The sequence below is a fragment of the Alteromonas gracilis genome, assembly GCF_002993325.1.
GTDB classification, from domain to species: domain Bacteria; phylum Pseudomonadota; class Gammaproteobacteria; order Enterobacterales; family Alteromonadaceae; genus Alteromonas; species Alteromonas gracilis.
Genome location: NZ_PVNO01000028.1, coordinates 39,067 through 65,443, shown reverse-complemented (window position 1 = coordinate 65,443; position 26,377 = coordinate 39,067). Strand labels below are relative to the sequence as shown.

Below are 26,377 nucleotides of genomic sequence, written 5' to 3'. Positions count from 1 at the left end.
TTTAGCCATTCAAGCTCGAGACGAGTGCCGCCTTGAGCACCGCTGAATTAACGGGTTTGTGCAACAGCTGAATGTCAGTGCCTTCCAGTTCATTTGCCAACGCTTTTGAATGATTAGCGGTGCAAATCATAATGGGCATTGAAGGCGCGATTTTTCTTACGCGTTTCGCAATGTCTAAACCAGTTTCTTCTTCATCCAAGTGGTAATCGACAATAAGCATATCGCACTCATCAAAGCTGCCATTGTTAACGGCACTGCACTGATCGAAACCAGAAAAAGTGTCTACCTCCATATCCCAGTTTGCGAACAAGGTTTGCATGGCTATACGCATATTGGCATCGTTATCAATATGCCATATGTGCTTATCTAAAACGTAGTCTGGTAATGAAGGCGCTAAGTTATAAAGATAATCTTGTTCTTGGTGGGTATCACACACTTCTGCAACAGGAATGGTAATGGTGAAGCACGCACCTACCCCCTCTTTCGAGCGAACCCGAATATCGTGCTCTAGCAGCTTACTCATTTTATCAACAATATATAAGCCAAGCCCCAAACTGTAGGAATAGTTAAAATCGTTTTCTAACCTAGAAAACTCTTTAAAAATAACTTTCTGATCGTCTTCGCTTATTCCTACTCCTTGATCATAGATACTAATTTCCAGAGTTTGATTCACCATTCTTGCGGTCAGCAGTACCTTACCGTTGGCACCGTACTTCATTGCGTTTATCAGTAAATTTCGCAATATTCGTGAAAGTAAATTCACATCTGTTTCCACGAAAGCTTCCTTCAAGCGGTAGCGAAAATCAACGTTATAGTCTTTACTGATATGCGTAAATTCCTCAGCAAGCTGCATAAGTAAAGGCAATATATTTTCTTGCTGTTTGTCAGGCTGTAATACCCCAGCGTCTAGTTTGGACGTTTCAATTAACGTGCGAATGAGACCGTGTAAATCAGACAGAGAATTATCGAGGGCATTAACAATAGGGCTGGATGAACTGTCTACCTGATCTTTCAACGTTTCGTTAAACAAGATAGCCGCGCTGAGAGGCTGCATCAGATCATGACTAATAGCAGCCAAAAATTTGCTTTTTGAATCAATGGCTTCTTGAAGGGCGATGTTGGCGTGATTGAGCTCACGTGTACGCTTTTCTACGTTCGATTCTAACTGATCTTTAGCCGCTTTAAGCTGCAGCTGGCTTTTTACCTGTTGCGACACGTCTGTGGCCAACACAAAATGCCCTGCAATATCGCCAGACTCATTAAAATGAGGCAAATAGACTTTTTGTAAAAAACCAACGTCTCCATGAGCATTTTTTTCTTTGCTTTGAAAGCTCACCACTTCGCCTTGGCTAACACGGCGCAAGTACTGAATAAGATTGGGGTAAACCTCTTTCAGATGGCTTCGATCCATAGGCATATCATTAATGTCTTGCTCACTAACGCCATACCAATCGCGATAACCTTTATTGGTGTATTGAAACTTTTTATCGGTACCAATATAAGCAATAAGCGCCGGTACATTATCGGTTATCATGCGGATCCAGCTTTCGTTTTGCTTCAGCGTTTCCGCGTAGTGATGCTGAGATGTAACATTGGTAAACGTGCACAGCGTATTGCCATCGGGCAGTGTAGTGATGTTGCGTTCAACCACCAGTTGCTCATGGATAATCTGGGTACTTGGCCCCACCGGGTTTAAGTTGAGCCCGCTCCAGTGACGGTTATTTTGAAGGGCATAAATATTCTTACTGTTTACCAGTACGTGCTGGGGCACGTTTGATTGAGTCAAAAACGTGTTATTCCAAAACGCAATGCCACCTTCTTTATCAATAAGCAATATTCCCACATCAATATTATCGATTAGGCTTTGCAACAGCTTGTTTTTCTCTTTAATGACTTGCTCGTAGCGATTCGACTCAAGCAGTTTTACTTCCGTGATGTCGTTAAACAGAATAACGTTCCCGCCTTCTTGCGTGGGTCGATTAGTCAGCTGATACCATCGTTTGTTCGACAACTGGTAAATCATCCTGCCCTCAATATCAGCGGGCAGAGCACGGCGAATAACCCCGGAATGCTTAGCAGCTTGGGTAATATCGTAATAGTTATCGCCAATTTTAGGGGTAATGGAAAGGTCATCCCAAACGGTTTCAAAGTGCCGATTAAAGAAAATGATCCCGCCAAGTCTATCTAGCAACACCATCGCCTGATTGGTACTTTCAATGGCATCGTGCAAACGCTGCTTAAACTGATGGGTTTCTTCGTGAGCACGCACCAGCTCAGCGTTTGACTGCTCGAGCTTTTGCAGTACAGATTGAAGTTCTTCTGTTTTCTGGCTCACTTTTTCAGAAAGTTGAACCGAGTGCTCGAAGGCGCGGTAGCTATGATGATTAAAACCGCCCTCTTCCATGCGATACATCAGCGCAGCGTTTATCTTCTCAAGCTTTTCGTTTTCACGTTTTTGTTCATGCAGGGCTTTTTGGAGCGCCTCTACATCGGTAAAGCGATTACTGGGCTGCAAAGTACACCCCCGTAAACGTTTGATTTAAATGGATTGAGTGAATATGCTCACCATACGCATTAAAGCCTGCAACCTTGTATTTTTGCTGTAAGCGTTTTATCTCGTGGTCATTTTTACCTTGCTGAATCTCGAGCCTTCGTAAGAAACAGTCACAAGCATAAACAAACTCGGGCTCGCCAAGCTCGGTTCGCAATTTATCCAACTTGTTTTCTAGTGCTTCAATACAATCGCCTAGCTGAATAAACGTAAGAATAATGCCAATATCAACCGCGCAATAAAACGTAATGGCGTTAGTCGCCAAATCTACTTTTTGAATTGAGCGAATAAAGTATTTTCCTCCCACCAATACTGCTAAAGGGAAAAGCGAAAACACGTCTGGCGTTAAGTCTTCAGCTTTCATTCCCAACAAGCTTGCGTAATATTGGGCCGCAGGTTCACCGTTGATTTCATAAACGGTTCTCGACTCAGGATCGGCGTGGGTGACCACTAGCTTCGATACCGGAGAATTTATGTGATCAATAGAAAAAACGGTAAAAGGTTTTCCTGTGCCAACGAGCAGCATTACTGCAGCGTCTCGGTGAAATGCGCCGTTGTAAAACACATAAGTAGCTTCAAGTTTTAAGTCGTCGCCGGCACTCCCGCCTAAGTGCGGAATGTTGCCAAATGCAGTAGCAAAGGTTTCTAGAAAATGTTCTTCATGGCGGGTAAGTCCATCTAGCACAGAAATAACGAAGTGCTGTTCATTATCGTAACGGCGTTCTCGTCCTTTCAACGCTCTGCGCAAACCGCTGGCAATATCATGGGCTTCATCGAAATTCACCTCACCCAAATTAGGCACCATCGCAGTGGCGATGGAAAACTCGTTTTTCAAAAACGCGACGGCCAAAAGTTTTTCTGTTCCGTAGCCATTTTTATTAAATTCTCCAGCACTGGTGCAGCCAACAATGTTCACGTGTGGAAAACGTGCGGTGATTTCCTGTGCTACGGTATCTAAGTCAAACAGCGTGCTGGTATGAAAGAGTAATAGCTCTATTTCATCGCACTTAACGTTAGCTAAAATCTCATTGGCCACATCGCGGCAGGCTTCTTTTGCACCGTATAAACAAGCTTGGTTGTCATTGATAACCTTGCTATTTGCAGGTTGACTAAGTGCGGACAGGATTGAGGTTTTTGACACGCGTTGGTACCTTTTTCTTTTTATATTTATCGATTTTGCACAAGTTAGGGTTATCTAACGTAACCACACACTCAAGGCACTGAATACACTCAGCATAGTCAATGCTGCCGTCTTGTTCTATAGCATCAATACCACATTTCTTTTGTTTGCACAGCTGACACGGATTACCACAGGCGTCTTTACGTGTGAGCAACTTAACTAAAGGGAAACGACCCAGAATGGCAAGCCCCGCTCCCAAAGGGCATAAATAGCGGCAGTACACTTTATGAATTTTTAAGCTAAGTAGCAGCAATAAAACCGAATACAGCACAAAAGGCCAATATCGAACAAAGTGTAGGGTTATGGACGTTTTAAACGGCTCTATCTCAGCGAGCTTCTCCGCAAGGTTGAGTGAATAGAATGAGCACGCGACTAGTCCTATAAGCAACACATATTTAATTTTTTGCGCCCATTTGTGGTGCTGAGGCTTAATTCTGATTTGTTTTATCCTGAGCTTTTCAGCCAGTATTCCCATCATTTCCTGGAGTGCTCCGAAGGGGCAAAGCCAGCCACAAAAGAGTCCCCGACCTACGATAAATAACGAGACAAATACAAAGCTCCACAAAATAAAAATAACCGGATCGAGAAGATATACTTCTAACGAGAACCCATCGACAATATCCAGTAGCAGCGTGTATATGTTGACAACCGACAGTTGCCCTTGGGCGTAAAAACCAATAAAAAACAGCACGAACACAAGGGATAATGCTCGTACTGTGTGCACAAACTTCGTGTAAGGCGTGAGCCTTTGCTGAAATGCAAAAAACAACGACAGCGCCACAAGATAAGCAGCCGTTATGCTTATCACTAAGGTTCTGTCACTCCAAATTTTCTGCCACAACGGAATGGGCTTCGCTAACTGAGCCTCTGGGTTTTCCATAAATAACTCGCTAGGCAGTGTCACTTTCATAGAGAACAAATGCTCATCTTGCTCAAAGAAACTTGGCTTAAACGGCACACTAATCGCTACTTCCATTTCTTGATCAAGTGACAGCCCACCTTTCGATTTTACTCGAAGTACTTTGACCTCGTTGTAGTCGGGCAATGCTTGTGAAAATGCGGGGTCATAGAAGCTATAAAAATCGATATCGCGGATAGCTGTGGGAAAGCCGCCTTGTGATACCCGTAAATGCTCCGGTGTGGTTTGGGGAATAAACTCATCACTGATAAAACTGAAACCTTTCGTATTCAGCACCATCAGTGCCATTTCACCCGGATTTAGATTTTCCTGTAACCGAGCAAATTCCTCTTCATCTAGCAGGTTTTTCCCCACAATAGGAAGACTTAAAAACGCATAGTAGTGTTCAGCGATGATGTCATCGTCAAGAGTAAACTCGCTTTGAATATCGTCAACCGCCCGAACCACTTCTTTTGAGAGGCCTTCGGTATTTTGTCGAGTAATCTGGTGCTTTTGAATGTAGCCCTTATCCACCAGCTCGCTAAAAGAGAGAGGCTCGTAAAAATCTGGATTGATAATATTGTTGCTAGGCGCAACAAACCCATCGAGCTTGGCTCTGGCAACCGCTAATGCAGATGTCACGATAGTGTCGTTGATGACCAGCACTGATACGGTGGCTTTCGTAACCCCGTCAAAGTAGGTAGCGTCTTTACCTACTTTGCTTTTTCCACCAATGATAAAACGCTCTTTGATACTGTGCCCTTGATATTGGGCAACGAAATCGAACATGGATTTCTCGCCAAGCCCGTGCAGAAAAATGGGTTCGCTGTGCTGCTTGACGAAAAGATCAATGAAGTTACCTTGGGGGTCTAACCCTATCACTACGTTAACGGGTTTACCTGAAAAGCCAATGAAGTCGACAAAGTCATTCGACTCAAAAACATATCCGAGTAGTTGCTGAAGCTGATAGACCGGGGTTACCTTGATGTCAGTGTGCATTTCCCCCACGCGTGTAGCATTGGGAAATATTTTGTAAATGTCTTCTGGAATGTCTGTCGCGTCAGACTGCGCCAACACATTGGTGCTGAGAAACAGCAAGAAAATGATTAAGGAAAATGCGATGCGCATAAAAGTAGCGGGCGGCGGTAGGCGCCGCCCTCAGGTTTACTTAGAAGAAACCAAGTGGGTTGATGTCGTAGCTTACCAATAGATTTTTTGTCTGCTGGTAGTGATCTAGCATCATCTTGTGGGTTTCGCGGCCAATGCCCGATTTCTTGTAGCCGCCAAACGCAGCGTGAGCTGGATACAAGTGATAACAGTTCGTCCATACGCGACCTGCTTCAATCGCTCGACCTACGCGGAATGCTACATTCGCATCGCGGCTCCATACTCCTGCGCCTAGCCCGAAGCTTGTGTTATTGGCAATCTCAATCGCCTCTTCTTCGGTTTTGAAGGTTTGGACAGCGATTACCGGACCAAAAATCTCTTCCTGGAACACACGCATGTGGTTTTCACCCTTCAAGATAGTCGGCTGAATGTAGTAGCCTCCATCAAAGCCAGGCAGCTGCTCTTTCTCACCACCAGTGACGACCTGAGCACCTTCTGACTTACCAATATCGATATATTTAAGGATCTTTTCGAACTGCTCGTTAGATGCCTGTGCACCTACCATGGTGTCTGTGTCTAGTGGGTTACCGCGTTTGATCTTCTGAATTTTCTCCAAGACCTTTTCCATGAAGGCATCGTAAATGTCTTCTTGGATGATCGCACGTGAGGGACATGTACATACTTCGCCTTGATTGAAGTAACCAAGAACTAAACCTTCGGCACACTTATCAATAAACTCTGGCTCGTGATCCATAATGTCTGCGAAGAATAAGTTTGGCGATTTACCGCCAAGTTCTACCGTTGATGGGATCAGATTTTCAGCCGCACAGCGAAGGATATGTCCGCCAACAGGAGTAGAGCCAGTAAACGCGATTTTTGCAATTCGAGTGCTCGTTGCCAGGGCTTGTCCTGCTTCTGCACCAAATCCATTAACAATATTAAGAACGCCTGGTGGCAGTAAATCTTGGATTAGCTCTGCGAACAACAAGATTGATACTGGTGTTTGTTCTGCAGGCTTCAGCACCACTACGTTACCGGTAACAAGTGCTGGCGCCAGTTTCCATGCCGCCATAAGTAGCGGGAAGTTCCAAGGGATGATTTGCCCAACTACGCCATAAGGTTCGTGGAAGTGATACGCCACCGTGTTTTTGTCAATTTCACCAATTGTACCTTCTTGGCTGCGAATACAACCAGCGTAGTAGCGAAAGTGGTCAGCGCAAAGCGGGATGTCTGCATTAAGCGTTTCGCGAACGGCTTTTCCGTTATCCCATGTTTCTGCAACAGCAAGTAGCTCTAGGTTTTCTTCAATGCGGTCAGCAATTTTAAGAAGAATATTAGAGCGTTCCGCAACTGACGTATCTGCCCAGCCTTTTTTCGCAGCGTGAGCGGCATCCAGCGCAAGCTCTATGTCTTCAGATGTTGAACGTGGGATTTGTGCGATGTCGCTGCCGTCAACCGGAGATGTTGCGGTGAAGTACTCACCTTTAACCGGTGCAACCCATTCGCCGTTGATAAAATTACCGTAGCTTTCTTTGAAGCTTACGACCGAACCTTCACTACCTGGCTTTGCATAAATCATAAGAAATACCCTTTGATAACGTTGCGCGTACCACGCGCTGTAACTTGCTTTGTTGTGTTATTTGATAATGGTACTTTTATGCTTTACCTACCATGATGCGATAGACCGATTTGACTCCTACTTTAGGAGGGGAAACCTATGGCTATTTGCCACTTTTCTCGACAAAAGACACCGATTGAGACGCTGAAAGATCTGTCTCACCGATGTAACCGTGTTTAGCCGCAATGGCTGTAAACTGGGAAGGCACGGCATCAAGCTTTCGCTTAATGACGGTAAGCGCGTTAGACACAGTTTTTGCCGATACCCCTAGCTCTTCAGCGATGTCGAAACGAGATTTATTCATCGCTATCGCAATAAATATTTCAAACTCCCGTTTTGTTAATTTCATAGCAATATCAACGTTAGTATCAAGAAGCTGGTTGGCTAAATTTACCGCCAAACCACGTTCGATATACTTCTGCCCTTTTGAGACTACCTTAATGGCTGATATAAGTATTTCAGGCGAACTGCTTTTACTGATATACCCCATGGCACCGGTTTGCATAGCACGATGCAGAATGACACTGTCTTCAAACATACTAAAAAAGATAATTTTTAAATCTGGATAGTGCTTTAAAAATATCTTAGCCAGAACGAGGCCACTTTCATTTGAGAGATTTATGTCGAGGATTAGGATATTAATGTCACTGTTTGCCAGTAAGCGATGGGTTTGCGCACCGTTTTCAGCATCAAAAATACGGCAGTCAGGCATCATAGCATTGAGTAATGCTTTGTAACCTTCACGCACCACAGCGTGGTCGTCAACGATAAGAATATTCATGCTGCATTTATTCCTAACTCTGGCGATGGCTGCGTAAGCGGTAGCTGCAATGATACAGTAACACCGCCGCCCGTTGTCGATACCACGCTACAGGATGCGCCTATGCATCGCGCGCGGCTGCGCATTGAAGACATTCCAATGTTTTCTACAATGTGGTTGCCCAGCCCCCTGCCGTTGTCCTTCACTTCTATTGAAACACAATGAGTATCACCATAAATTTGAATACTAACTTTCGTAGCTTTTGCATGCTTAATCACATTATTAATGGCTTCTTGTGCAAAACGATAAAGGTGAATATCTCGTTCACGGTCTTCTTCATAGCGCTTTAGGTTAATTGACACGTCCCATTGCGTATCAGGCTGTGCTATTTCTTGTTCGTAAACCAGACGTTCTAGCGACGACTGTAAAGGTACTTTGTCCAATATCAGGGGGTGAAGGTGCGCTGTGAGCTTTCTAATAGCATCGCTTATTTGATGTGACATCACCTGAACTTTTTGTGCAGAAAGTTCTACCACAGCGCGCTCTTTTGCGTTGACCAGTATATAAGCGTGGGCTTTTATCGTTGTCAGCAACTGCCCAACGTTATCGTGAAGTTCTCTGGCAAGATAATTACGCTCTTGCTCTTGAAGAAGCGCTAACTGCTTATCTATTTTAATGAGCTGCTTCTCTTTTGATTTAAGCGCATTTTGCAGGTGCTTAAATTGGTCTATCACCCTATTCATTTCGGTGATATCAGAGTGTGGCAAGGGCTGAGAGTCTTTTCCCTCTCTTAACTCAGACAATGCTTCTGCAAGCTGATTAAGTGGCACTAACCTTTGTTTAACCGCTACATTTAATGTGAATAGAAGCAGAACAAAGGTCGCAAAAAACAGCCCCGCTACTAAGGCAAAAAAAGTAAGATTCTGGGTGAGTTCAGTAGTATCGAAAGGCGTAACGATAAGATACTGATTTTCCTGAATTGGGATGATAACGGGTGCCAGTGCATTGCGTTCAGTCGTAGACATTGCTGAAGGCTGTTCTGCCTGAAGACGGCCCGTGAAATAGTGGGCAGATAAGTGAGGGCTAGGCTCTACAATTGCTTCGATATCAGCGACAGGGATATTGAGGTTTACCATTTCTCGCACTTGATTGAGCGCGCCCGTCATCTCTTCCTCAATATTATCTTGAATGTGGAAGTAAACCAGATAGCTAAACATCAAAAAGCAGCCAATGAATACGGCTACTATAGCTGTAGATATTTTTGTAAAACCCGACATATGCGCCCCTGCAAGCCTTTTATTACAGGTTTATGCTATACAGCATGCGCTCAAAAGCACATCCTGCAATAGGGGCGAATTCATCCTACCAAGGTAGGATAAAGTCAACGCCGTTTCACGACTGGACGGGTACTGGCTAAGTGTTAGTAAATGTGGTCGATTTAAAGGTGCGTGATGCTATCTGGCGGAAATCATCGGCTACAACAGCGCCCCCCTTTCTCTCCCCCCCCGCTAGGGCTGCTTCGTAAACGAATTTAAACAAGTTCTAGGGGCGAGAACATAGTTTTCTTAAGAGAACGGGTAAGATAAAGGCCCCACGTAATGTTATCGCTACGATGGGTTAATCGATAAATCGAGACTGGTACCGCTCGACATTTTCTTGGAGCCATTGCGTGAACACTTGGAAGCGAGCTTGAGAATGGGTTTCTTTATGCGTCGCCAACCAAAACGTGCGCTTAATGTGGATCTCATTTTCAATGAGGCGAACTAAGCCAGGTTGTTTCTCAGCCATGAACTTAGGCAAAATACCTACCCCAGCGCCATTGATAAGCATTTGATACTGCGCATTTATACTAGTGCTGCGAAGGGCACTTAACTGTGACAGTGCGGTTTCTTCTATAAACTTTAACTGCGGAGCGTACACCAAATCCGGCACATAGCTCACTAAATTGAATGCAGTGAGATCGTGCAGTGTTTCTGGTTTATTCTCATCAATAAGAGACCGATGGGTGTAAAGATAAAGGTTATAGTCCGTCAGTTTCTGTGTAACCAGTAGGCCTCTACTGGGCTTTTCTAGCAAGATAGCCATATCGGCTTCTCGTTTATTCAGATTTAAAAAGCCACTAGTTGCAACTAACTCAATACTTATTCCCGGATACTGCTTTTTAAAATTGGGAAGCAATGGCGCCAAAAACCAGCTACCGAAACCTTCCGAAACACTCACCCTTATCGTACCTGCCAAATGCGAACGTTCATCACCTAATTCGTTTTGGGCCTCTAGAAAGTAATGCTCTGCCTTTTCAATATACGTGACTAGCTCACTGCCATGAGTGGTAAGCACGTATCCCTTTTTTGTTAGCTCGAACAATTTACAATTTAATGAGTCTTCCAGTTTTTTTACACGACGAATTAACGTCGTAGGGTCTACCTTTAAACCTTTAGCTGCAATAGCTACACGACCATTTCTTGCCAAACCAAGAAATAAACGCATGTCATCCCAATTCACTTAAACACCTGCATTTTTACAGCACCATACTGCAAGTATATGTATTGCCTTTGCAAACACAAGGTTTCAATATTGTTAAAAATTACAGGAGCTATGTCATGAGAAAGATTGTTCACTTTATTGCAGGTAAAGATTTTGAGGATAGCAGCGAAAATACCGCGTCGGTATTTGCGCCTAACACTGGCGAAGTGCAGGCTGAAGTAAGCTTAGCTAACACTTCAACGTTAGCCTATGCGATTGAAACAGCCCAAGCTGCACAGGTTGAGTGGGCAGCGACAAACCCTCAACGACGCGCTCGTGTTATGTTCAAGTTTAAAGAGCTAGTTGAAGCAAACCGCGACCGACTAGCCGCACTGCTATCTAGCGAGCACGGAAAAGTGTTGGTTGATGCACAGGGCGACATTCAGCGTGGTCTTGAAGTAATCGAATTTGCCTGCGGCATTCCTCATGCGCAAAAAGGTGAGTATACCGAAGGCGCAGGCCCAGGTATCGATGTATATTCCATGCGCCAAGCACTCGGTGTAGTGGCAGGTATTACGCCGTTTAACTTCCCGGCCATGATCCCTATGTGGATGTTCGGTGTGGCAATTGCCTGTGGTAACGCGTTTATTCTGAAACCATCGGAGCGCGATCCGTCTGTACCTGTTGAATTAGCAAAGCTTATGATTGAAGCGGGCCTTCCTGCTGGCGTACTTAACGTTGTACACGGCAATAAAGAAGTGGTTGATGGTATTTTAGATCATCAAACTATCAAGGCGGTGAGCTTTGTAGGCTCTTCTGATATAGCCAACTATGTATATGAGCGTGGCGCGCGTGCTGGTAAGCGCGTTCAAGCCATGGGTGGCGCGAAAAACCACGGCATCGTGATGCCTGATGCAGATTTAGACCAGGTGGTAACCGACCTAGTAGGTGCTGCGTATGGCAGTGCCGGAGAACGCTGTATGGCGCTACCGGTTGTCGTTCCTGTGGGCGATGATACTGCTGAAAAACTGAAAGCCAAACTTATTCCGGCTATCAAAGACATTATGGTAAGTCATAGTGAAGACCCTAACGCCCATTACGGCCCTGTGGTTACCTCGGCTCACAAAGAGCGCGTTGAGGGCTATATCGACCTTTGCATAGAAGAAGGTGCTGAGCTTGTTTACGACGGTAGAACCAACCAAATTCCGAGCGACAGCCAGGGTTTCTTTATCGGCCCAACATTCTTCGATCACGTGACCAAAGACATGCGCTCGTACCAAGAAGAGATTTTCGGCCCAGTACTGCAAATGGTTCGCGCCAAAGATTTCAACGAAGCCGTTAGCTTAGCAAGTGACCATCAATACGGTAATGGTGTGGCTATGTACACCCGTAACGGCCATGCAGCGCGCGAATTTGCCCAGCGTGTAAACGTGGGTATGGTAGGAATTAACGTGCCTATTCCTGTACCTGTTGCCTACCACACTTTTGGGGGCTGGAAGCGCTCTGCATTTGGTGATACCAACCAGCACGGTATGGAAGGGGTGAAATTTTGGACCAAGGTTAAAACGATTACTCAGCGCTGGCCTGATGGTTCAGATACCAACGACAACGCTTTTGTTATTCCAACCATGGGCTAAGCGAGGAGATTATTATGACCACTGTTGCATTTATCGGCCTGGGTAATATGGGTTCAGGAATGGCAGATAACCTGGTTAAGAACGATTACAACGTATTGGCTTTTGACTTAAGCGAAGCGGCGCTGGCCAAAGCCAAAGAAGCAGGCTGCACTATTGTACAAAGTACTGAGCAAGCTGCCGCTGAAGCTGACATCGTTATTACTATGCTGCCAGCAGGCAAGCACGTTCAGGATATCTATTCAAATCAGATCCTGGCTTCTGTACGCGAAGGCACCTTGCTTATTGACTGCTCTACTATTGACGTTGAAACAGCGAAAAATGTATCGGAACTGGCTGAGAAAAAAGGCCTTAAAATGCTCGATGCACCAGTCTCTGGTGGTGTTGCAGCTGCTGCAGGCGGCACACTTACCTTTATGGTGGGTGGCGACGCTGACGCGTTCGAAAAGGCCCAAGGCGTACTTGGCGCTATGGGCAAAAAAATTGTTCATGCGGGCGGTCATGGTGCAGGACAAGCCGCAAAAATCTGCAATAACATGCTGCTCGGAGCAACCATGATAGCCACCTGCGAAAGCTTTCAGCTGGCCCAAAAGCTAGGCCTAGATCCACAAGTATTCTTCGATATAGCGTCGAATGCGTCAGGCCAGACATGGTCAATGACCACTTACTGTCCTGTGAAAGGTGTAGGGCCTCAAAGCCCAGCTGATAACGATTTTGCAGGCGGTTTCGCCTCTGCGCTTATGCTGAAAGACTTAGGTCTTGCGATGCAGGGCGCGAAAGGCGTGAATGCGCAAGTACCTATGGGTGAACTTGCTGCAAAATGGTTTGAAATGCACTGTGAAGATGGTCACGCCGGGATGGACTTTTCTTCGATTATTAATCGACTGGCATAAGATAACCACCCACCATTTCTCCAAGGGCCACTTTCCCTCAGAAGAGGTGGCCCGTTTACTGAGCGAGTAAAATTTTTTACTCGCTCTTTTTTTATTTATAATGGGGGAAGAGCTTTTACTCCCCCTTCAATCTGTACGCTTACAAACTCCACCAATTATTTCTTAGGCTGCGTTAGCATGTCATCGTAAGCATCCATCTCCCAAGGAAGTTCCCCTGGACTGGTATCAAGGAAGTGCAAGTAACTTTCGAACTGATCTAAGATATCTTTGGCAATACTCTCCTTGTCGTACCCATAAATATCGTAGGCCTGACCGCCGCGGCGAAGAAACACTTCGGCGCGAAAGTACTTTTCCGATTCATCATCTTCTGAACGTAATTCTGCGTAACTAAAGCCAGGTACAAGGTACTCAGTCATGCGAATATCGTAGATAAAGTCCATATGATCATGACGCTCTACGGTAAAGGTGGCCCTTCCCGTTTCCTCATCCAGCTTAACGAACGCTTCCCACTCTCGTGCTTTCAGTGCAGCCTGCACGTCTTCCATCGCTGTAATCACTGTTTTATCAATAAACTCATGCACCTCGCTGCGACTCGGATAATCGACCATTGCAGCAAGTCGCCCTTTTAGGCTTGCAGAGCGACCGTGGTTTCGATTCAGTGTATTCGCCGTCAAACTATTATTTCGATAGCCTTCAATGACGAGCGCGCGCCATAGGCCCACTGCAGACGCTAGCATAATGAAGGCGAAAGGTAAGGCGCTGGCAATCGTCATGGTTTGAAGGGCATTGAGTCCACCCGCGATTAGAAGTACCGCGGCAACCGTGCCTTCTAAACATGCCCAAAATATGCGCTGCCACACTGGGCTTTCTTCTTTACCACCGGAAGCAAGAGAATCGATAACCAGCGACCCCGAATCTGATGAGGTCACAAAGAACGTTATGATCAGTAACACAGTCAAGCCTGACATGATTGATGCGCCCGGTAGAAGGTCGTAAAGCTTAAATAACGCAACGGCTTCGTTTTCCTGAACATCATTGATAAGCGTCGAAACGCCTTGGTTCATAATGGCATTTAAGGCTGTATCACCAAATACTGAGAACCAAAGGAAAGTGAACATTGTCGGCACCAGCATCACACCAAACACGAATTGTCTGATAGTTCTGCCCCGACTTATCTTGGCGATAAACATGCCCACAAACGGTGCCCATGCGATAGTCCAACCAAAAATAAATAGCGTCCAGTTACCAATCCAGTCACTACGACTGTACGCCTGAAGGTTGAACGTGCGCTCGATAATACCGTTAACATAGCTTCCCGTGTTCTGCAGGAAGGTCTCCAAGATATGTACGGTTTCTCCCATGATAAAGACTGTGCCCATCAGCGATACCGCTAAAAGCATGTTCAGAATAGAAAGGCGCTTGATGCCTTTGTCCATACCTGCAATCACCGATATGGTTGCCGCTAAGGTTACAATAGCGATAGTGCCTACCTGCACCATAATGTCGATGGGGATGTCACCGGAAAGATAGTTAAGCCCAGCATTAATTTGGGTAACAGACAGGCCAAGCGTGGTGGCGATGCCAAATAAGGTACCTAAAATCGCGAAAACATCTACAGCGTGACCAATGGGACCATATATTTTATCTCCGATGAGCGGATATAGAGCTGAGCGAATGGATAACGGAAGACCGTGTCGGAATGCGAAATAGGCAAGGACTAAGCCCACTAAGCCATAGATGGCCCAAATATGAAAACCCCAGTGAAAAAACGCAATTTGCATTGCCTGCTTTGCCGCATCAACAGTTTCAGCAGCCCCAGCAGGCGGCGATGAATAGTGGAGCACGGGTTCAGCCACGCCGAAATAGAGCAGTGCCACACCGTATCCTGCCGAAAATAACATGGAAAACCACTCGGGAAAGCTATATTGAGGCTCTGCATGGTCTGGCCCTAACTTTATATTACCCCAACTTGAAGACGCCACCGACACGATGAAAACCAAGAAGATCGCTACCGATAACATATAGAACCAGCCAAAACTTTCCGTTATCCATGCCAACGTACTGTCGAAGGCCTTTCCGGCAAGTTCGGGGTTACTAATCGTTCCGATAACCAGTAGCAGAATAATAGCAACGGCGGGAATAAACACAGGAAGAAGAATGGTTGAGTTATTTACTTGGCCTTTCATAGCAAATCCCTTTTCACTAATAAGTACGTTTAGCGCTAATAAATATTAAGATTAATTTAGTTACTCTAGATAAATTGGTTCGGTTCAGGTTTGCTTGTTTATGATGATTTACGCGCTCTGATTTTGCGATTAACACATCAATACGGAAAATAAATTTTCTATTTGCCATATATGTCAGTAGAGAGAAACGCTATATTTTTACCCACTTTGTTTCTTTAATTTATCAGCATGATTATTTCATCACCAACTGACTATCGACGCGCAGCGCAGAAACGGCTTCCTCCGTTCTTATTCCACTATATAGATGGCGGCGCTTATCGCGAGCAAACGCTCAAACGTAATGAAGCAGACCTAGCTGATATCGCATTAAAGCAATGTGTGCTTAGAAACATGTCGTCTCTTGACCTTTCAACAAGGGTGTTTGGTGAAAAGCTAGCGTTACCTATCGCCCTTGCTCCCGTAGGTTTAACGGGTATGTACGCACGACGAGGGGAAGTGCAAGCCGCTAAAGCAGCAGAAAATAAGGGCATCCCGTTTACAATGTCGACGGTGTCGGTATGCCCAATTGAAGAGGTTGCGCCAGAAATTAAGCGCCCCATGTGGTTTCAACTGTATGTACTTCGCGATCGAGGCTTTATGAAAAATGTTCTGGAGCGTGCCAAAGCATCGGGTGTAAAAACCTTGGTGTTTACCGTTGATATGCCTGTACCAGGTGCACGCTACCGCGATAAACACTCTGGTATGAGCGGCCCCTTTGCGGCAAGTCGACGGGTATTGCAAGCCATGACTCATCCTCGCTGGGCATTTGATGTGGGCGTTTTTGGTAAGCCACATGACCTTGGTAATATTTCAGCCTATCGCGGCGAACCGACTAAGTTAGAAGACTACATTGGCTGGTTAGGAGCAAACTTCGACCCATCTATCAGCTGGAAAGACTTAGAATGGATTAGAGAGTTTTGGGACGGCCCAATGATTATCAAGGGCATATTAAATGAACAAGATGCTAGAGACGCATTAAGCTTCGGCGCTGAAGGCATTGTGGTATCAAACCACGGCGGTAGGCAGCTAGACGGGGTATTATCAACGGCTAGAGCACTTCCCGCTATAGCCAACGCGGTAAAAGATAAGTTAAGCATTTTTGTTGATTCAGGGATACGTAATGGCTTAGACGTGGTAAGAATGATTGCACTTGGCGCAGATTGTACACTGCTGGGGCGTTCGTTTATTTATGCTCTTGCAGCAGACGGCCAGCGTGGGGTAGAAAATTTGCTAGACCTGTATAAACAGGAGATGCATGTTGCAATGACTTTGTGTGGAGCAAAGTCAATCCGTGATCTTAGTCTCGGCTCGCTTGACTCACAGCCTTGAAAACTAACAACAAACAAAGAGCCATAAAACCTTGCTCTAATTTTATGGCCTTCAATTTCGACACGTAAACGAGGTAGTATTTGAAAAGCTTACCTAGTGACCGTTGCAGCAACCACCTTCATGCTCAGCCCAATTTTTAAGCTTGGTAGTTTTACCTATGCCCGGGTTAAAGCTATTGGTTGGGTCAAGCTCACGATAGAAGTTCTTAAGTGCATCTTTGGCAAAGTATTCATGTCCCACATTATGTTCTGCAGGATACTCAGCGCTTCTTGCATCAAAGGTTTCTAATATTTTGCCTTTCAGTTGCTTGGCATCAGCGCCTTTTTTCAGGACGTAGTTCTGGTGCATGACGTGGCAAAAAAGGTGACCGTAGTACAGTTTAGTATCGATTTGATCGTCAATTTCTTTGGGAAGCACCTCAAACCAATCTGGATCGTTGCGGCGCAGCGCAACGTCAATCGTCATCATGGCTCCCACTTCTTTACTGTGCATTACGTGGTAGCGACCTATTGCACCACCAGCAACAAATCGGTGTAAAATGGCTTTGTCTGCCTCTTCCTCTGTACACTCAAAATATCCACCTTCGTTAGTTTTGAAGAACTCATCGAGGTAGGCTTTGGCTTCGTCCACCCCATCGTTACTCATTTCCAAAATCCAGTGGTGCTGGTACTTATCTCTGTACTCTTCCATGCGCTTTGGCAAGTGGTTAGGGAATACATAGCTCATGTACTGCATAACGCGGTCTGACATCTTGTTGGGTAAAAAACCTAACTTATCGGTAAATGCATCGAACTTGCGCTTAAACGCAAAAAGCCTAGGAATGAACTTTGCGCCAAGTTTGCTAATGACGATAAACATATCTTTACCGTACTTCTTTGATACGTCGTAGCAATCGCGGTGAAGATATTCACCAGAGTCTGGCAAGTTCTTAAATGTTGAAAGAATGTCGCGACGTACTTTTGTAAATACGGCGGCATCGTTAGAGCCAACATAGAATACTTGTTTCTTTTCAGGAATAGGGAACGTGTCTAGCCTTACTGCAAACACAGCAAGTTTACCGGCACACCCAGAGGCATCGTGTAGTCTTCTTCCGTCATTGTTAAAACGGGACGGAGTATCAGAATCTACATCCCGTACTCGCTCGTCATATTCATTATCAGACGCCCGGGCATCAGGGTGCATTACATCGGTATCTTTGTAACGTTTATTTTCAAGGTTACTTAGGATTTCTTCAGGTTCGCTGCCTAAATTTATGCCTAAGTTATTTACTAGCGACAAATTGCCGTTCGCATCGATTTGCGCAAAAAGCGCCAGCTCTGTATAAGCAGGGCCTCGTTTAACCAAAGCACCACCTGAGTTATTACAAATTCCGCCAACAATCGAGGCGCCAATACACGATGAACCAATTACTGAATGAGGCTCCCTTCCGTACGGCGCCAAGGTCTCTTCCAACCCGAAAAGGGTGCTACCCGCTAGACCAACTATCTGCTTACCACTGTCTACGAGTTGGATATCATCAATCCGCATAGTGCTGATAATAACTAATGGTCTATCGTAATCTTTACCATCTGGTGTGGAACCACCTGTAAGACCAGTGTTTGCAGCTTGCATAATTACCGCAACATCAGCCTCAACACATAATTTGAGCACTCGCCAAATTTCAACCAATGTTCCGGGACGCACTACTGCAAGTGCTTCACCAGCGCCAAATCGAAACCCTTTGGTATAAGGCTGCTTTTTAGCTTTATCAGTTAACAAATAGGCTTGCCCCACTACATCTCGCATAGATGTGATCAAAGACTGTGTGTCAACGTTTACGGTCATGGCTCTCTCTGTGTTAAAGGATGGAAGAATTGACTTGGTGATGAACTATACACTAACGCCATTTTTAACAAAGGGGGCAAACGTTTTTTCTAGAGAAAATTTACTTATATTTAATTCGGTAATTATTGGTTTAAATTGCCTTTGTAACGTTTTTTAATAGTCTCTTTAGTCTTGCTTCCAACATTCAACATTAGCCTTGATTGAGGTTAACGTTTTCATTTAGCAACTGCTTTTACAAATTCAGCCAGCGTAGCTTTTGCTCAAAAAAACAAGGTAAGACCCTTTCGAAAAAAATAAACTAAACCATTGTTTTCAGGTTGATTTCACCAAAAACATCTTATCGTTACATTTTGTTACGCTTTGTTACTTCACATAAGACCAGAGCAGTATTGTAAAGCCTCTATATAGTTCGTAAGGTTGAATAACGCGAAAAGGAGTTTTCATGTCACATCAAGCATTCGTACTTACAAGAAATAATTTTGGTGAGAGTAAAATAAAGGATGAGGCTTACGAACGATTTCTCAGTATTTTACCCTCATGCGGATTTCAGGTAACCAGCGGAGCAGTCGCACCGCCCAAAAGTATATTAAATGACACTTGCACGTTCTTTGTTGACGCGAGATATTGCGACCAAAAGTCTATGCTGAGCCTCCCCGTTATCAACAATTATCCAGATTTAAATAAGGTAATCTTCAACGTATCTGAATCTGACCTCGATTTTCACTATGCCGCTATTCAGCATGGTATAAACGGTATTTTCCACATTGAAGATAATCTTGAATTGTTGGTTCGCGGTGTGCAGCAAGTACAGGCAGGTAATAAGTGGTTTAGCCGTGAGGTTATGAGTCGTTACATCGATGCTAATCTCGTACCTAAGACAAAAACCATTGCCACGCTTCAGTCATCGACGACCGTATTAACAAAGAGAGAACTGGCAATCACACGCAAAATTGCTGACGGCGCACAGAATCAAGAAATTGCAGACTGCTTTCATATAAGCGTTAATACCGTGAAAACTCACGTATACAGTATATTTAGAAAGACAGAATGTAGAAATCGTGTCGAGTTAATTAAGTGGTTTGATTATCAGTGCAGCCAGCCCCAGCAAGTAAATCACTAGCGCATCGGCAGGATTATGGCGCCTATTCTTTAGCGCGCCATACTCCTTTTTCCATTCCTTGTAGCACTAATTCAGTGACCGCTTTTTCTATGCTTTGCTTTACACACTCAAACATAGGTTCATTTGTTGTGTACCCTGTTTCTGCTTCAAGCAGACGCTTTAGTGACACATATCTAAATAGCCCAGCTCTAACTTCTTGGCTTAACACCTTTTTAGAGGTTGAAACCGACACTAGTACTTGCCCTGTTCTCACATCAACAGCACGCATATAGATAGAAATTTGATCTTCTCTAAACAGTTCACTAGCACCGATGCCAAAATACTCTACACCAGCTCCTCCGGTACGAATGTTTGTATCGTAGCTAATAATACCGCCTTCAATAATAATTCTGGCGGTGGTCAATGGTGGCAAATCCCCACCGCTATTTTCGTCAGCACGAATTATCTTGCGTTCAGTAAGAATGTTTTGAAGCCCTTCACGCTCTACTGGCAAAAACCACGATGTTTCGCTTAGGGTTTGAACAAGAATAGATGTGGCACCTTGGGTGACCGCAGTAGAAAACGAACTGGCACCTGAACTCGGCTTGTATTGTCCAGTTTGATCTCTGAACGCATACACCGATACCGGAATTTGCCCCATGGGCGCTGGTAAACTTTTCACTTCTGACAGCGTGGCGCTGTCTCTAATAACATCGGCAGCTGTGGTGTCAGGCGGCAGAGTATTAGTGATGGACTGACAACCCGTAAGGGCTAATGCGAGGAAAATAAAAACGGTACTTCTCATGTGTTTCCCTACCCAAACCGTGGAATTTCTACGACAGTGACTTCCCCTGTCAAAAGGTTTGTAATGTTAACGATGATGCTGTCAGGGTTGCTCGTGATAAGCTCTACCTGAAAGTCTCCACTTACAAATATACTGTCTTGGTTAAAAATACTGTCTATTGGATTCCCGTCTTCATCATACTCCTGTTCACCAAAAGCTATATCTGTAATTTCACGAACAATACGGTTTATATAGGCCCTTTCTAATGACTCTTGTAGTCGCTCATCGTAAGAACGCTCACTAAGTGGTGCACTATGCGCATTCTGTGAGTTTGCCTTACTTAATAAAAACGAGCCATTGAGCGGGTTGCCACCAAAAGACGGGTTTATTGGCTCATAAACTAACTCAGTGGCTAGTGTTGTGACCGACGTTAACAGCGCGGTCGCTGCTAACAAAGTAATTGTTATCCTTTTTGACATTACCATTCGTCCCCTGCTAAATCTGGGCTTCTACTGTCTATACTCGCATTTGCCACCGCATCTAAAACCAACATGATAGCTTGCTGTACTTTCTCATCAATCGGAACTTGCCTACGTCCCATGTATGTTTGGTAAACCACTTTATTGTCATAAATTACAGAAAGTAGCGTACCTGCTTGAGGCACTATGATTTCTTTAACTACCAGGTTTTTGCCCGAACTGTCGGGAACCTCCCGCCAGTACTGACTAATTCGCGAGGCAAATTCATGGCCTTGGCGGCTTATACTGTTATCGAGCAACAGCCCCCCTAACCGAATTTCTTCTGCGTGAACCGGAGAAATAAACACACTGAAAAACAGTGCGGTAAGAAAGAAACAATATGAATACTTCATTATGCGGAATACAGCCGGGCAAACGCCCGGCTATTCACTTTTACATCTATAAGTTTACATCTGAACAACAGTAGCTACGTTGTAGTCGCCAACTTGCGTAACACTCACTGTGCCGCCATTGCCGGTTATACTGCCTGTAACTAAGTTGTCGTTACCCATTTGCGTGACTTCAAAAGTGTTCATGTCACCTGAAATAACAAACTGGCCACCGGTTTCGTCCGTTACCCAGTTTCCAACGCCTTCTTGCATAACGCTGATGACGTTATCGTTGCCATTAACAAGCAAATCTAGCAAGTTAAGATCACCTGTTTGAGCAACCATGATTTCATTACCGTTTGATGCAATGTCACGTGCTAATTCTACTGACGCTATATTTTCATTACCTTCTTGAGACATTTCAATTACGTTTGCATCTGCAAAATAAGTTGCCTCTCCAATACCGGCTTGGGCTAATGCTAAGTTCGCGTCACCGTCTTGCTCAATTTCAATTGTGTTGAAAAAGCCATCAAAGTTTACAGCACTGATTTCGTTGGCATCCCCCACCTGAGTTAAATCGAACTCGTTAAATAAACCAATAACGCCAGCATAAGCAATGTTTCCTTCGCCAACTTGGTTAATTTCGAACGTATTCGCCTGTCCGCCAATTGTTTCAACCGTAGCTAAATTAACGTCACCAATTTGGTCTATATTCACTTCGTTACCCGAGCCTTCGAACACACCTGTGGCGACTTCATTGCCGTCACCGTCTTGTTCAAATTCAAGCACGTTACCGTCGCCAATCATAGTCCAACCGATAACGTTCTGATCGCCATCCTGATCAATTTCAACTTCATTATCAGAACCAATTACAGTTAAATCTGAAATGTTGTAGTAACCATCTTGAATAACGTCAATTACGTTAGCATCGCCGCTTAGTTCGCGAACATAGGATTCGTGCCAGTCACCGCTTTGATCAACAAAGATTGTGTTGTCGTTACCAGAAATAGCATTGTTAGCCCAGTTTCCACCGTCTCCTTGATACACTGACAGCGTATTGCCGCTGCCCGAAATACTGTTTATCGAACGATTGAAGATAAATCCGAACGGACCGCCGTCACCTAGCTGAACAAGCGAAACCGTATTATCGTCTCCCTCAACAAGAACGTCCGCAACACTGTCTATACTGTCTTGCTCAGACTCTAGAAAGTTGCCGTCACCCGTAACACTCGCGAAGAACGTATTGCCCGACTGCATTTGCGATGCGAGTACTTCGTTAGCATCACCCGTTACCTCTACGACTATTGCGTTTAAATCACCTTCTTGACTCAAAACAGATTCATTGCCTACTTCATTTCCCTCTGGTGCCGTTTGGGTTAGCGTAATTTCATTACCCTCTGCTGCTGAAACAAAATCTGCAGAAGCGTTGAAATCTACTGATTTACTCGCTGGAATTTCTTGCGCGGATGCCCATCCTGTCGCTGCGACTAAAAGTAATGCACTCGCTATTTTTGTTCTTTTCATTTTCACATTTGTCTCCCTATGGCAATCACATCATTCTTGATATTGTGTGATGTTAATCACCATTTCGTTCCCTATCTGATAAACAGTAAAAGACTGTTCACCTAATTGATTGACATTGGCAACATTGTCGAACCCATCTTGGATAATTTCGAAATAATTGTTGTTGTTTTGCTGCAGCAAATTTACAACGTTGCCTTCACCTAATTGCGTGATGATTGCTTCGTTATTGCTGCCGTTTTGAACAACATTAGATAGGTTGGCGCCGTTGCCGCTTTGGATAATGTTAGTTATGTTATTAAGCCCAAACTGACTGACAGCAATGAAGACCGTTTCATCGTCTATCGTAATAGCTTGAGCATTCAGACTCATTGAAAGAGAAGATTCCACCATGTCGGAGCTTGTTGATAAGTCGGACTGTTGCGCAAAGACAGGAGTATTTACGGTTAGGAGAGTGCATACCGTTTTAGCTAACAACCCAGCCGCTTTTATAGCTTTTAGGTTTCTAACGAGTTGGTGCTTTTTAACCTTTAACATCTTGTCCATGAGAACGACGGCTTCCTTGAATAACAACAAAGGTGACCTCTCTATAAAACGCCTTTAGGCTTTGAGAATCCATCACCTTTAAGTTGTATTTATTACAGATTAAATATCGGCATCACCGCTTCAGCTCGCAATCCAACGTTTTAAGGTAATACCTTAGTACTAGTTTTCTCAGAAAATAAACATCAAAGTTGGAGATGGTAAGACCACGCCTCAACAGAATAAATATCTTAAGTATTCAAATTACACGAACGTCGACATAAGAAGTCGTTGACAAGTAAGCAGGCCCTAATAATTAAGTACTAGTTTGACAAGCATTAACCGTTTTTCTCTAGTGGTTAAGTAGTATTTTTAAAGCTATTTGCATTTTTGGAGTGGCAGGTTTTGAAATTTGCGTTATAAGTTTTAACCGTTAGTTATATCAGACCGAATGAGAAGATTTCGTGATTGAAGCACAATTGCTAATTATGGAATCTAATTATGAAAACAAAGCCTTTTAAAACAGGCCTTTCAGCATTGTCATTAGCCCTATTACCGCTAATGGCATCTAGCCACGCACACGCAGCAAAAGCCGAAATTTTCGACGACAGCGTTATCGTTGTGTACAAAGAAAACGTAAGTAAAACAGAAAAAATGCGTGCACGTTCGTCAGTGGGCGCACGCATAAGCGATGCAAACCGCGATGAAGTGGATGACCGTTTTGCCAATCTTTTAGATGGTCGCATAGCCAAACTTCAACTTCGCGGTAAGTCTGTCAAAGATGCCATTGAGATTTTGAAAAAGAATCCGTCAGTCAAGATTGCAGAGCCAAATTTTTTATATCGTAAAGCATTGGTAGTAAACGACCCATCTTACGGTGACCTATGGGGCTTGAACAACACCGGCCAAGCTGGCGGTGTCGCTGACGTCGACATTGATGCGCCAGAAGCTTGGGATATCACAACCGGTGACAGTGATGTAGTGATCGGTGTCATTGATACCGGTGTTGATTACAATCATGAAGACCTTGCGGATAATGCATGGGTTAACCCAGGCGAAATTGCCGGTAACGGTGTTGATGATGATGGCAACGGTTATATTGATGACGTTTACGGTATTGATACCGCGAATGGCGATACCGATCCGATGGACGACGACTCTCACGGTACCCACGTAGCGGGCACGATTGGCGCTGTAGGTGGCAACGGTATTGGTGTGGTTGGTGTAAATCACGATGTGTCTATCGCTGCATGTAAATTCTTAGGTGCGGACGGTACAGGTTCAACTGCAGGCGCTATCGAATGTATTGACTACTTTACTGATCTTAAAGAAAACCGCGGCATTAATATTAAAGCGACCAATAATAGTTGGGGTGGCGGCGGCTACAGTGAAGCGTTAGAAACCGCTATCGAAGTTGCTGGCCAAGCAGGTATCTTATTTGTTGCAGCAGCGGGGAACTCCGGCTCTAATAACGACAATGTAGATAATTATCCATCTAACTACGTCACCACCACTAATAGCGTTATGGCCGTCGCCAGTCATACCCGAACTGACGGAGACAGCGGCTACTCTTACGGTATAGAAACGGTGGATATTGCCGCGCCAGGCACCGCAATTTTATCTACAATACCGGGCAACAGCTATGCGGCGTATTCAGGTACATCAATGGCAACGCCGCATGTTGCAGGAGCTGCAGCACTAGTATGGTCGCTAAACCCTGAGCTTACGCCATCTGAAATGAAAGAGCTGTTGATGTCTACTGGTGAAACCAGTCTATGGGCTGACGGCCGCACTGTATCTGGCAATCGATTAAATGTGTTAAATGCACTTGAAGAGGCCGACCCAACACCTGGCTTCAAACTAGGTATTACACCAGGTTCAGCTGAAATTGAAGCTGGTGAGACCTATACCTTCACTATTGAAGTTGGTTCAATTGCTGGCTATGAAGAGGAAGTTCAGTTGTCACTTGCTGAGCCAAGTGATTTAGCTTCTTTAAGTGCAAGCTCGGCAATGCCCGGAGATACGGTGACATTGACAGTAGAGACATCTGAAGATACGCCATGGGGTGCTTATAGCTTTACCGTTAATGGGGTGAGCGGTGAGATTGAAAAATCCAAGTCGGCAAATCTTTATGTCTACCCGCAGGGCTTGAATGACTTCCCATACGCATATACCGGCGATGCAGTTCCAACACTGCCTAACGAAGAAGACCCAGATGACGTAGGTGTAAACCTTGTCATCAATGTGCCAGATGATTTGACGGTCTTTGGCATGCAGGCATCAGTAGACATTACTCATACCTACAGCGGTGACCTAGTGTTATCACTTACCTCTCCTCAGGGTACCACTACCGTTCTGCGCCAGAATCAAGGTGGCAGCACAGATGATATTGTTGAAAGCTATAACACAGATGCCTTTAACGGTGAAGTAGCTACTGGCGATTGGACTTTGAACGTACTTGACACTTTTAACGGTGACAACGGTACTGTGAACACTTGGAGTATCGTAGTCACAGGTATTGGCGAAGTAGGCCCAACACCGCCTAACTCTGCGTTTACCTATGACGCTTCTGGTTTATCAGTTAGCTTCACCAACAATAGTAACGATGTAAATGACGACATTGTCAGCTATAGCTGGGACTTTGGCGATGGTTCGACATCAACGGAAGTAAACCCAACTCATATTTACGCAAGCACTGGAGCTTATGATGTGACCCTTACGGTTACTGACTCGGAAGGCCAGACTGACGTTTCAACAGAAACAGTATCCGTTTCAGATAGCAATATTGTTGCAGAAATTGACCGCGCCATGCTCTCTCGCTTCGGTTCGCTTCGCGTTGATCTCTCGTACAGCGGCTCTATGGCCGATACTGTTATGATTTATCGCAACGGTGAACTGCTTGAAGAAGTGAGCAACACTGGACGTTACCGCGACAGAAGCCGTGGTGTTCAACCTGGTGAATATACCTATATGGTATGTGATGAGACATCAGCTTGCTCAGCGCCTGTAACAGTTAACCTGTAGCAGACCCTATAAAATTAACGTTTTATCAGAGTTTAACTCTATACAGAGTTAATTTTAAAAGTTAAGCAATTGCCGGCCAAGGATAGGCCGGCTTTTTT

The 26,377-nt window shown here is 44.7% G+C and carries 19 protein-coding genes; 5 read left to right on the top strand and 14 right to left on the bottom strand.

Features of this window, described 5'->3' with window-relative positions:
- Position 1: 1 nt before the first annotated feature.
- The 7 genes from C6Y39_RS15225 to C6Y39_RS15195 form a co-directional block, all read right to left on the bottom strand.
- Complete coding sequence (locus tag C6Y39_RS15225; RefSeq protein ID WP_105932097.1) at positions 2–2,515, bottom strand: ATP-binding protein; 2,514 nt, start codon at positions 2,513–2,515, stop codon at positions 2–4.
- The gene (gene nosP / locus C6Y39_RS15220) at positions 2,502–3,692 is read right to left on the bottom strand and encodes a nitric oxide-sensing protein NosP (RefSeq protein WP_105932096.1); all 1,191 of its coding nucleotides are present in this window, start codon (positions 3,690–3,692) and stop codon (positions 2,502–2,504) included. The genes C6Y39_RS15225 and nosP overlap by 14 nt, the downstream gene beginning before the upstream one ends.
- Complete coding sequence (locus tag C6Y39_RS15215; RefSeq protein ID WP_105932095.1) at positions 3,661–5,757, bottom strand: 4Fe-4S binding protein; 2,097 nt, start codon at positions 5,755–5,757, stop codon at positions 3,661–3,663. The genes nosP and C6Y39_RS15215 overlap by 32 nt, the downstream gene beginning before the upstream one ends.
- A 40-nt stretch (positions 5,758–5,797) precedes the next feature.
- Positions 5,798–7,315 carry an acetaldehyde dehydrogenase ExaC gene (exaC, locus tag C6Y39_RS15210; RefSeq protein WP_105932094.1) on the bottom strand — a complete coding sequence of 506 codons (1,518 nt, stop codon included), beginning with the start codon at positions 7,313–7,315 and terminating at the stop codon, positions 5,798–5,800.
- Positions 7,316–7,457: 142 nt separating this feature from the next.
- Positions 7,458–8,135: a response regulator transcription factor gene (locus C6Y39_RS15205; protein ID WP_105932093.1), complete on the bottom strand. Its 678-nt coding sequence runs from the start codon at positions 8,133–8,135 to the stop codon at positions 7,458–7,460.
- A complete protein-coding gene (locus tag C6Y39_RS15200; RefSeq protein WP_105932092.1) occupies positions 8,132–9,391 on the bottom strand; it encodes a sensor histidine kinase in 1,260 nt (419 codons plus the stop codon). The genes C6Y39_RS15205 and C6Y39_RS15200 overlap by 4 nt, the downstream gene beginning before the upstream one ends.
- A 340-nt stretch (positions 9,392–9,731) precedes the next feature.
- A complete protein-coding gene (locus tag C6Y39_RS15195; protein WP_105932091.1) occupies positions 9,732–10,616 on the bottom strand; it encodes a LysR family transcriptional regulator in 885 nt (294 codons plus the stop codon).
- A gap of 98 nt (positions 10,617–10,714) precedes the next feature.
- Between C6Y39_RS15195 and C6Y39_RS15190 the strand changes: the two genes are divergently transcribed.
- Both C6Y39_RS15190 and mmsB read left to right on the top strand, forming a co-directional pair.
- The gene (locus C6Y39_RS15190) at positions 10,715–12,214 is read left to right on the top strand and encodes a CoA-acylating methylmalonate-semialdehyde dehydrogenase (RefSeq protein ID WP_105932090.1); all 1,500 of its coding nucleotides are present in this window, start codon (positions 10,715–10,717) and stop codon (positions 12,212–12,214) included.
- 14 nt (positions 12,215–12,228) lie between these two features.
- Positions 12,229–13,104 (top strand): 3-hydroxyisobutyrate dehydrogenase, encoded by an 876-nt coding sequence (mmsB, locus tag C6Y39_RS15185; protein WP_240618913.1) that lies wholly within the window; start codon positions 12,229–12,231, stop codon positions 13,102–13,104.
- 155 nt (positions 13,105–13,259) lie between these two features.
- Here mmsB and C6Y39_RS15180 read toward each other — a convergent pair whose 3' ends face one another.
- Positions 13,260–15,290 (bottom strand): BCCT family transporter, encoded by a 2,031-nt coding sequence (locus tag C6Y39_RS15180; RefSeq protein WP_105932088.1) that lies wholly within the window; start codon positions 15,288–15,290, stop codon positions 13,260–13,262.
- Positions 15,291–15,518: 228 nt separating this feature from the next.
- On the opposite strand from C6Y39_RS15180, the gene lldD reads away from it, so the two are divergent.
- Positions 15,519–16,658, top strand: coding sequence for an FMN-dependent L-lactate dehydrogenase LldD (gene lldD / locus C6Y39_RS15175; protein WP_105932087.1), 1,140 nt, complete (start codon positions 15,519–15,521; stop codon positions 16,656–16,658).
- Positions 16,659–16,751: 93 nt separating this feature from the next.
- Here the strand turns inward: lldD and dld are convergent, their stop codons facing one another.
- Entirely contained in the window at positions 16,752–18,482 is a 1,731-nt protein-coding gene (gene dld, locus C6Y39_RS15170) for a D-lactate dehydrogenase (protein WP_105932086.1), read from the bottom strand.
- A 442-nt stretch (positions 18,483–18,924) separates the two neighbouring features.
- Between dld and C6Y39_RS15165 the strand changes: the two genes are divergently transcribed.
- A complete protein-coding gene (locus tag C6Y39_RS15165) occupies positions 18,925–19,602 on the top strand; it encodes a helix-turn-helix transcriptional regulator (RefSeq protein ID WP_105932085.1) in 678 nt (225 codons plus the stop codon).
- A gap of 22 nt (positions 19,603–19,624) precedes the next feature.
- On the opposite strand, the gene C6Y39_RS15160 is transcribed toward C6Y39_RS15165, so the two are convergent.
- The 5 genes from C6Y39_RS15160 to C6Y39_RS15140 are packed head-to-tail and all read right to left on the bottom strand — an operon-like array spanning position 19,625 to position 23,279.
- The gene (locus C6Y39_RS15160; RefSeq protein WP_105932084.1) at positions 19,625–20,386 is read right to left on the bottom strand and encodes a CsgG/HfaB family protein; all 762 of its coding nucleotides are present in this window, start codon (positions 20,384–20,386) and stop codon (positions 19,625–19,627) included.
- 8 nt (positions 20,387–20,394) lie between these two features.
- Positions 20,395–20,850, bottom strand: coding sequence for a curli assembly protein CsgF (locus C6Y39_RS15155; RefSeq protein ID WP_167390671.1), 456 nt, complete (start codon positions 20,848–20,850; stop codon positions 20,395–20,397).
- On the bottom strand, positions 20,844–21,236 hold the full coding sequence (locus C6Y39_RS15150; protein ID WP_105932083.1) for a CsgE family curli-type amyloid fiber assembly protein: 393 nt from the start codon (positions 21,234–21,236) through the stop codon (positions 20,844–20,846). Before C6Y39_RS15150 ends, C6Y39_RS15155 begins: the two co-directional genes overlap by 7 nt.
- 54 nt (positions 21,237–21,290) lie before the next feature.
- Positions 21,291–22,736 carry a curlin gene (locus C6Y39_RS15145; protein WP_105932082.1) on the bottom strand — a complete coding sequence of 482 codons (1,446 nt, stop codon included), beginning with the start codon at positions 22,734–22,736 and terminating at the stop codon, positions 21,291–21,293.
- Between the two features lie 30 nt (positions 22,737–22,766).
- Positions 22,767–23,279: a curlin subunit CsgB gene (locus C6Y39_RS15140; protein ID WP_105932081.1), complete on the bottom strand. Its 513-nt coding sequence runs from the start codon at positions 23,277–23,279 to the stop codon at positions 22,767–22,769.
- 477 nt (positions 23,280–23,756) lie between these two features.
- Here C6Y39_RS15140 and C6Y39_RS15135 point away from each other — a divergent pair, with 477 nt between their 5' ends.
- Positions 23,757–26,279, top strand: a complete 2,523-nt coding sequence (locus tag C6Y39_RS15135; protein ID WP_105932080.1) for a S8 family serine peptidase — start codon at positions 23,757–23,759, stop codon at positions 26,277–26,279.
- Positions 26,280–26,377: the final 98 nt, after the last annotated feature.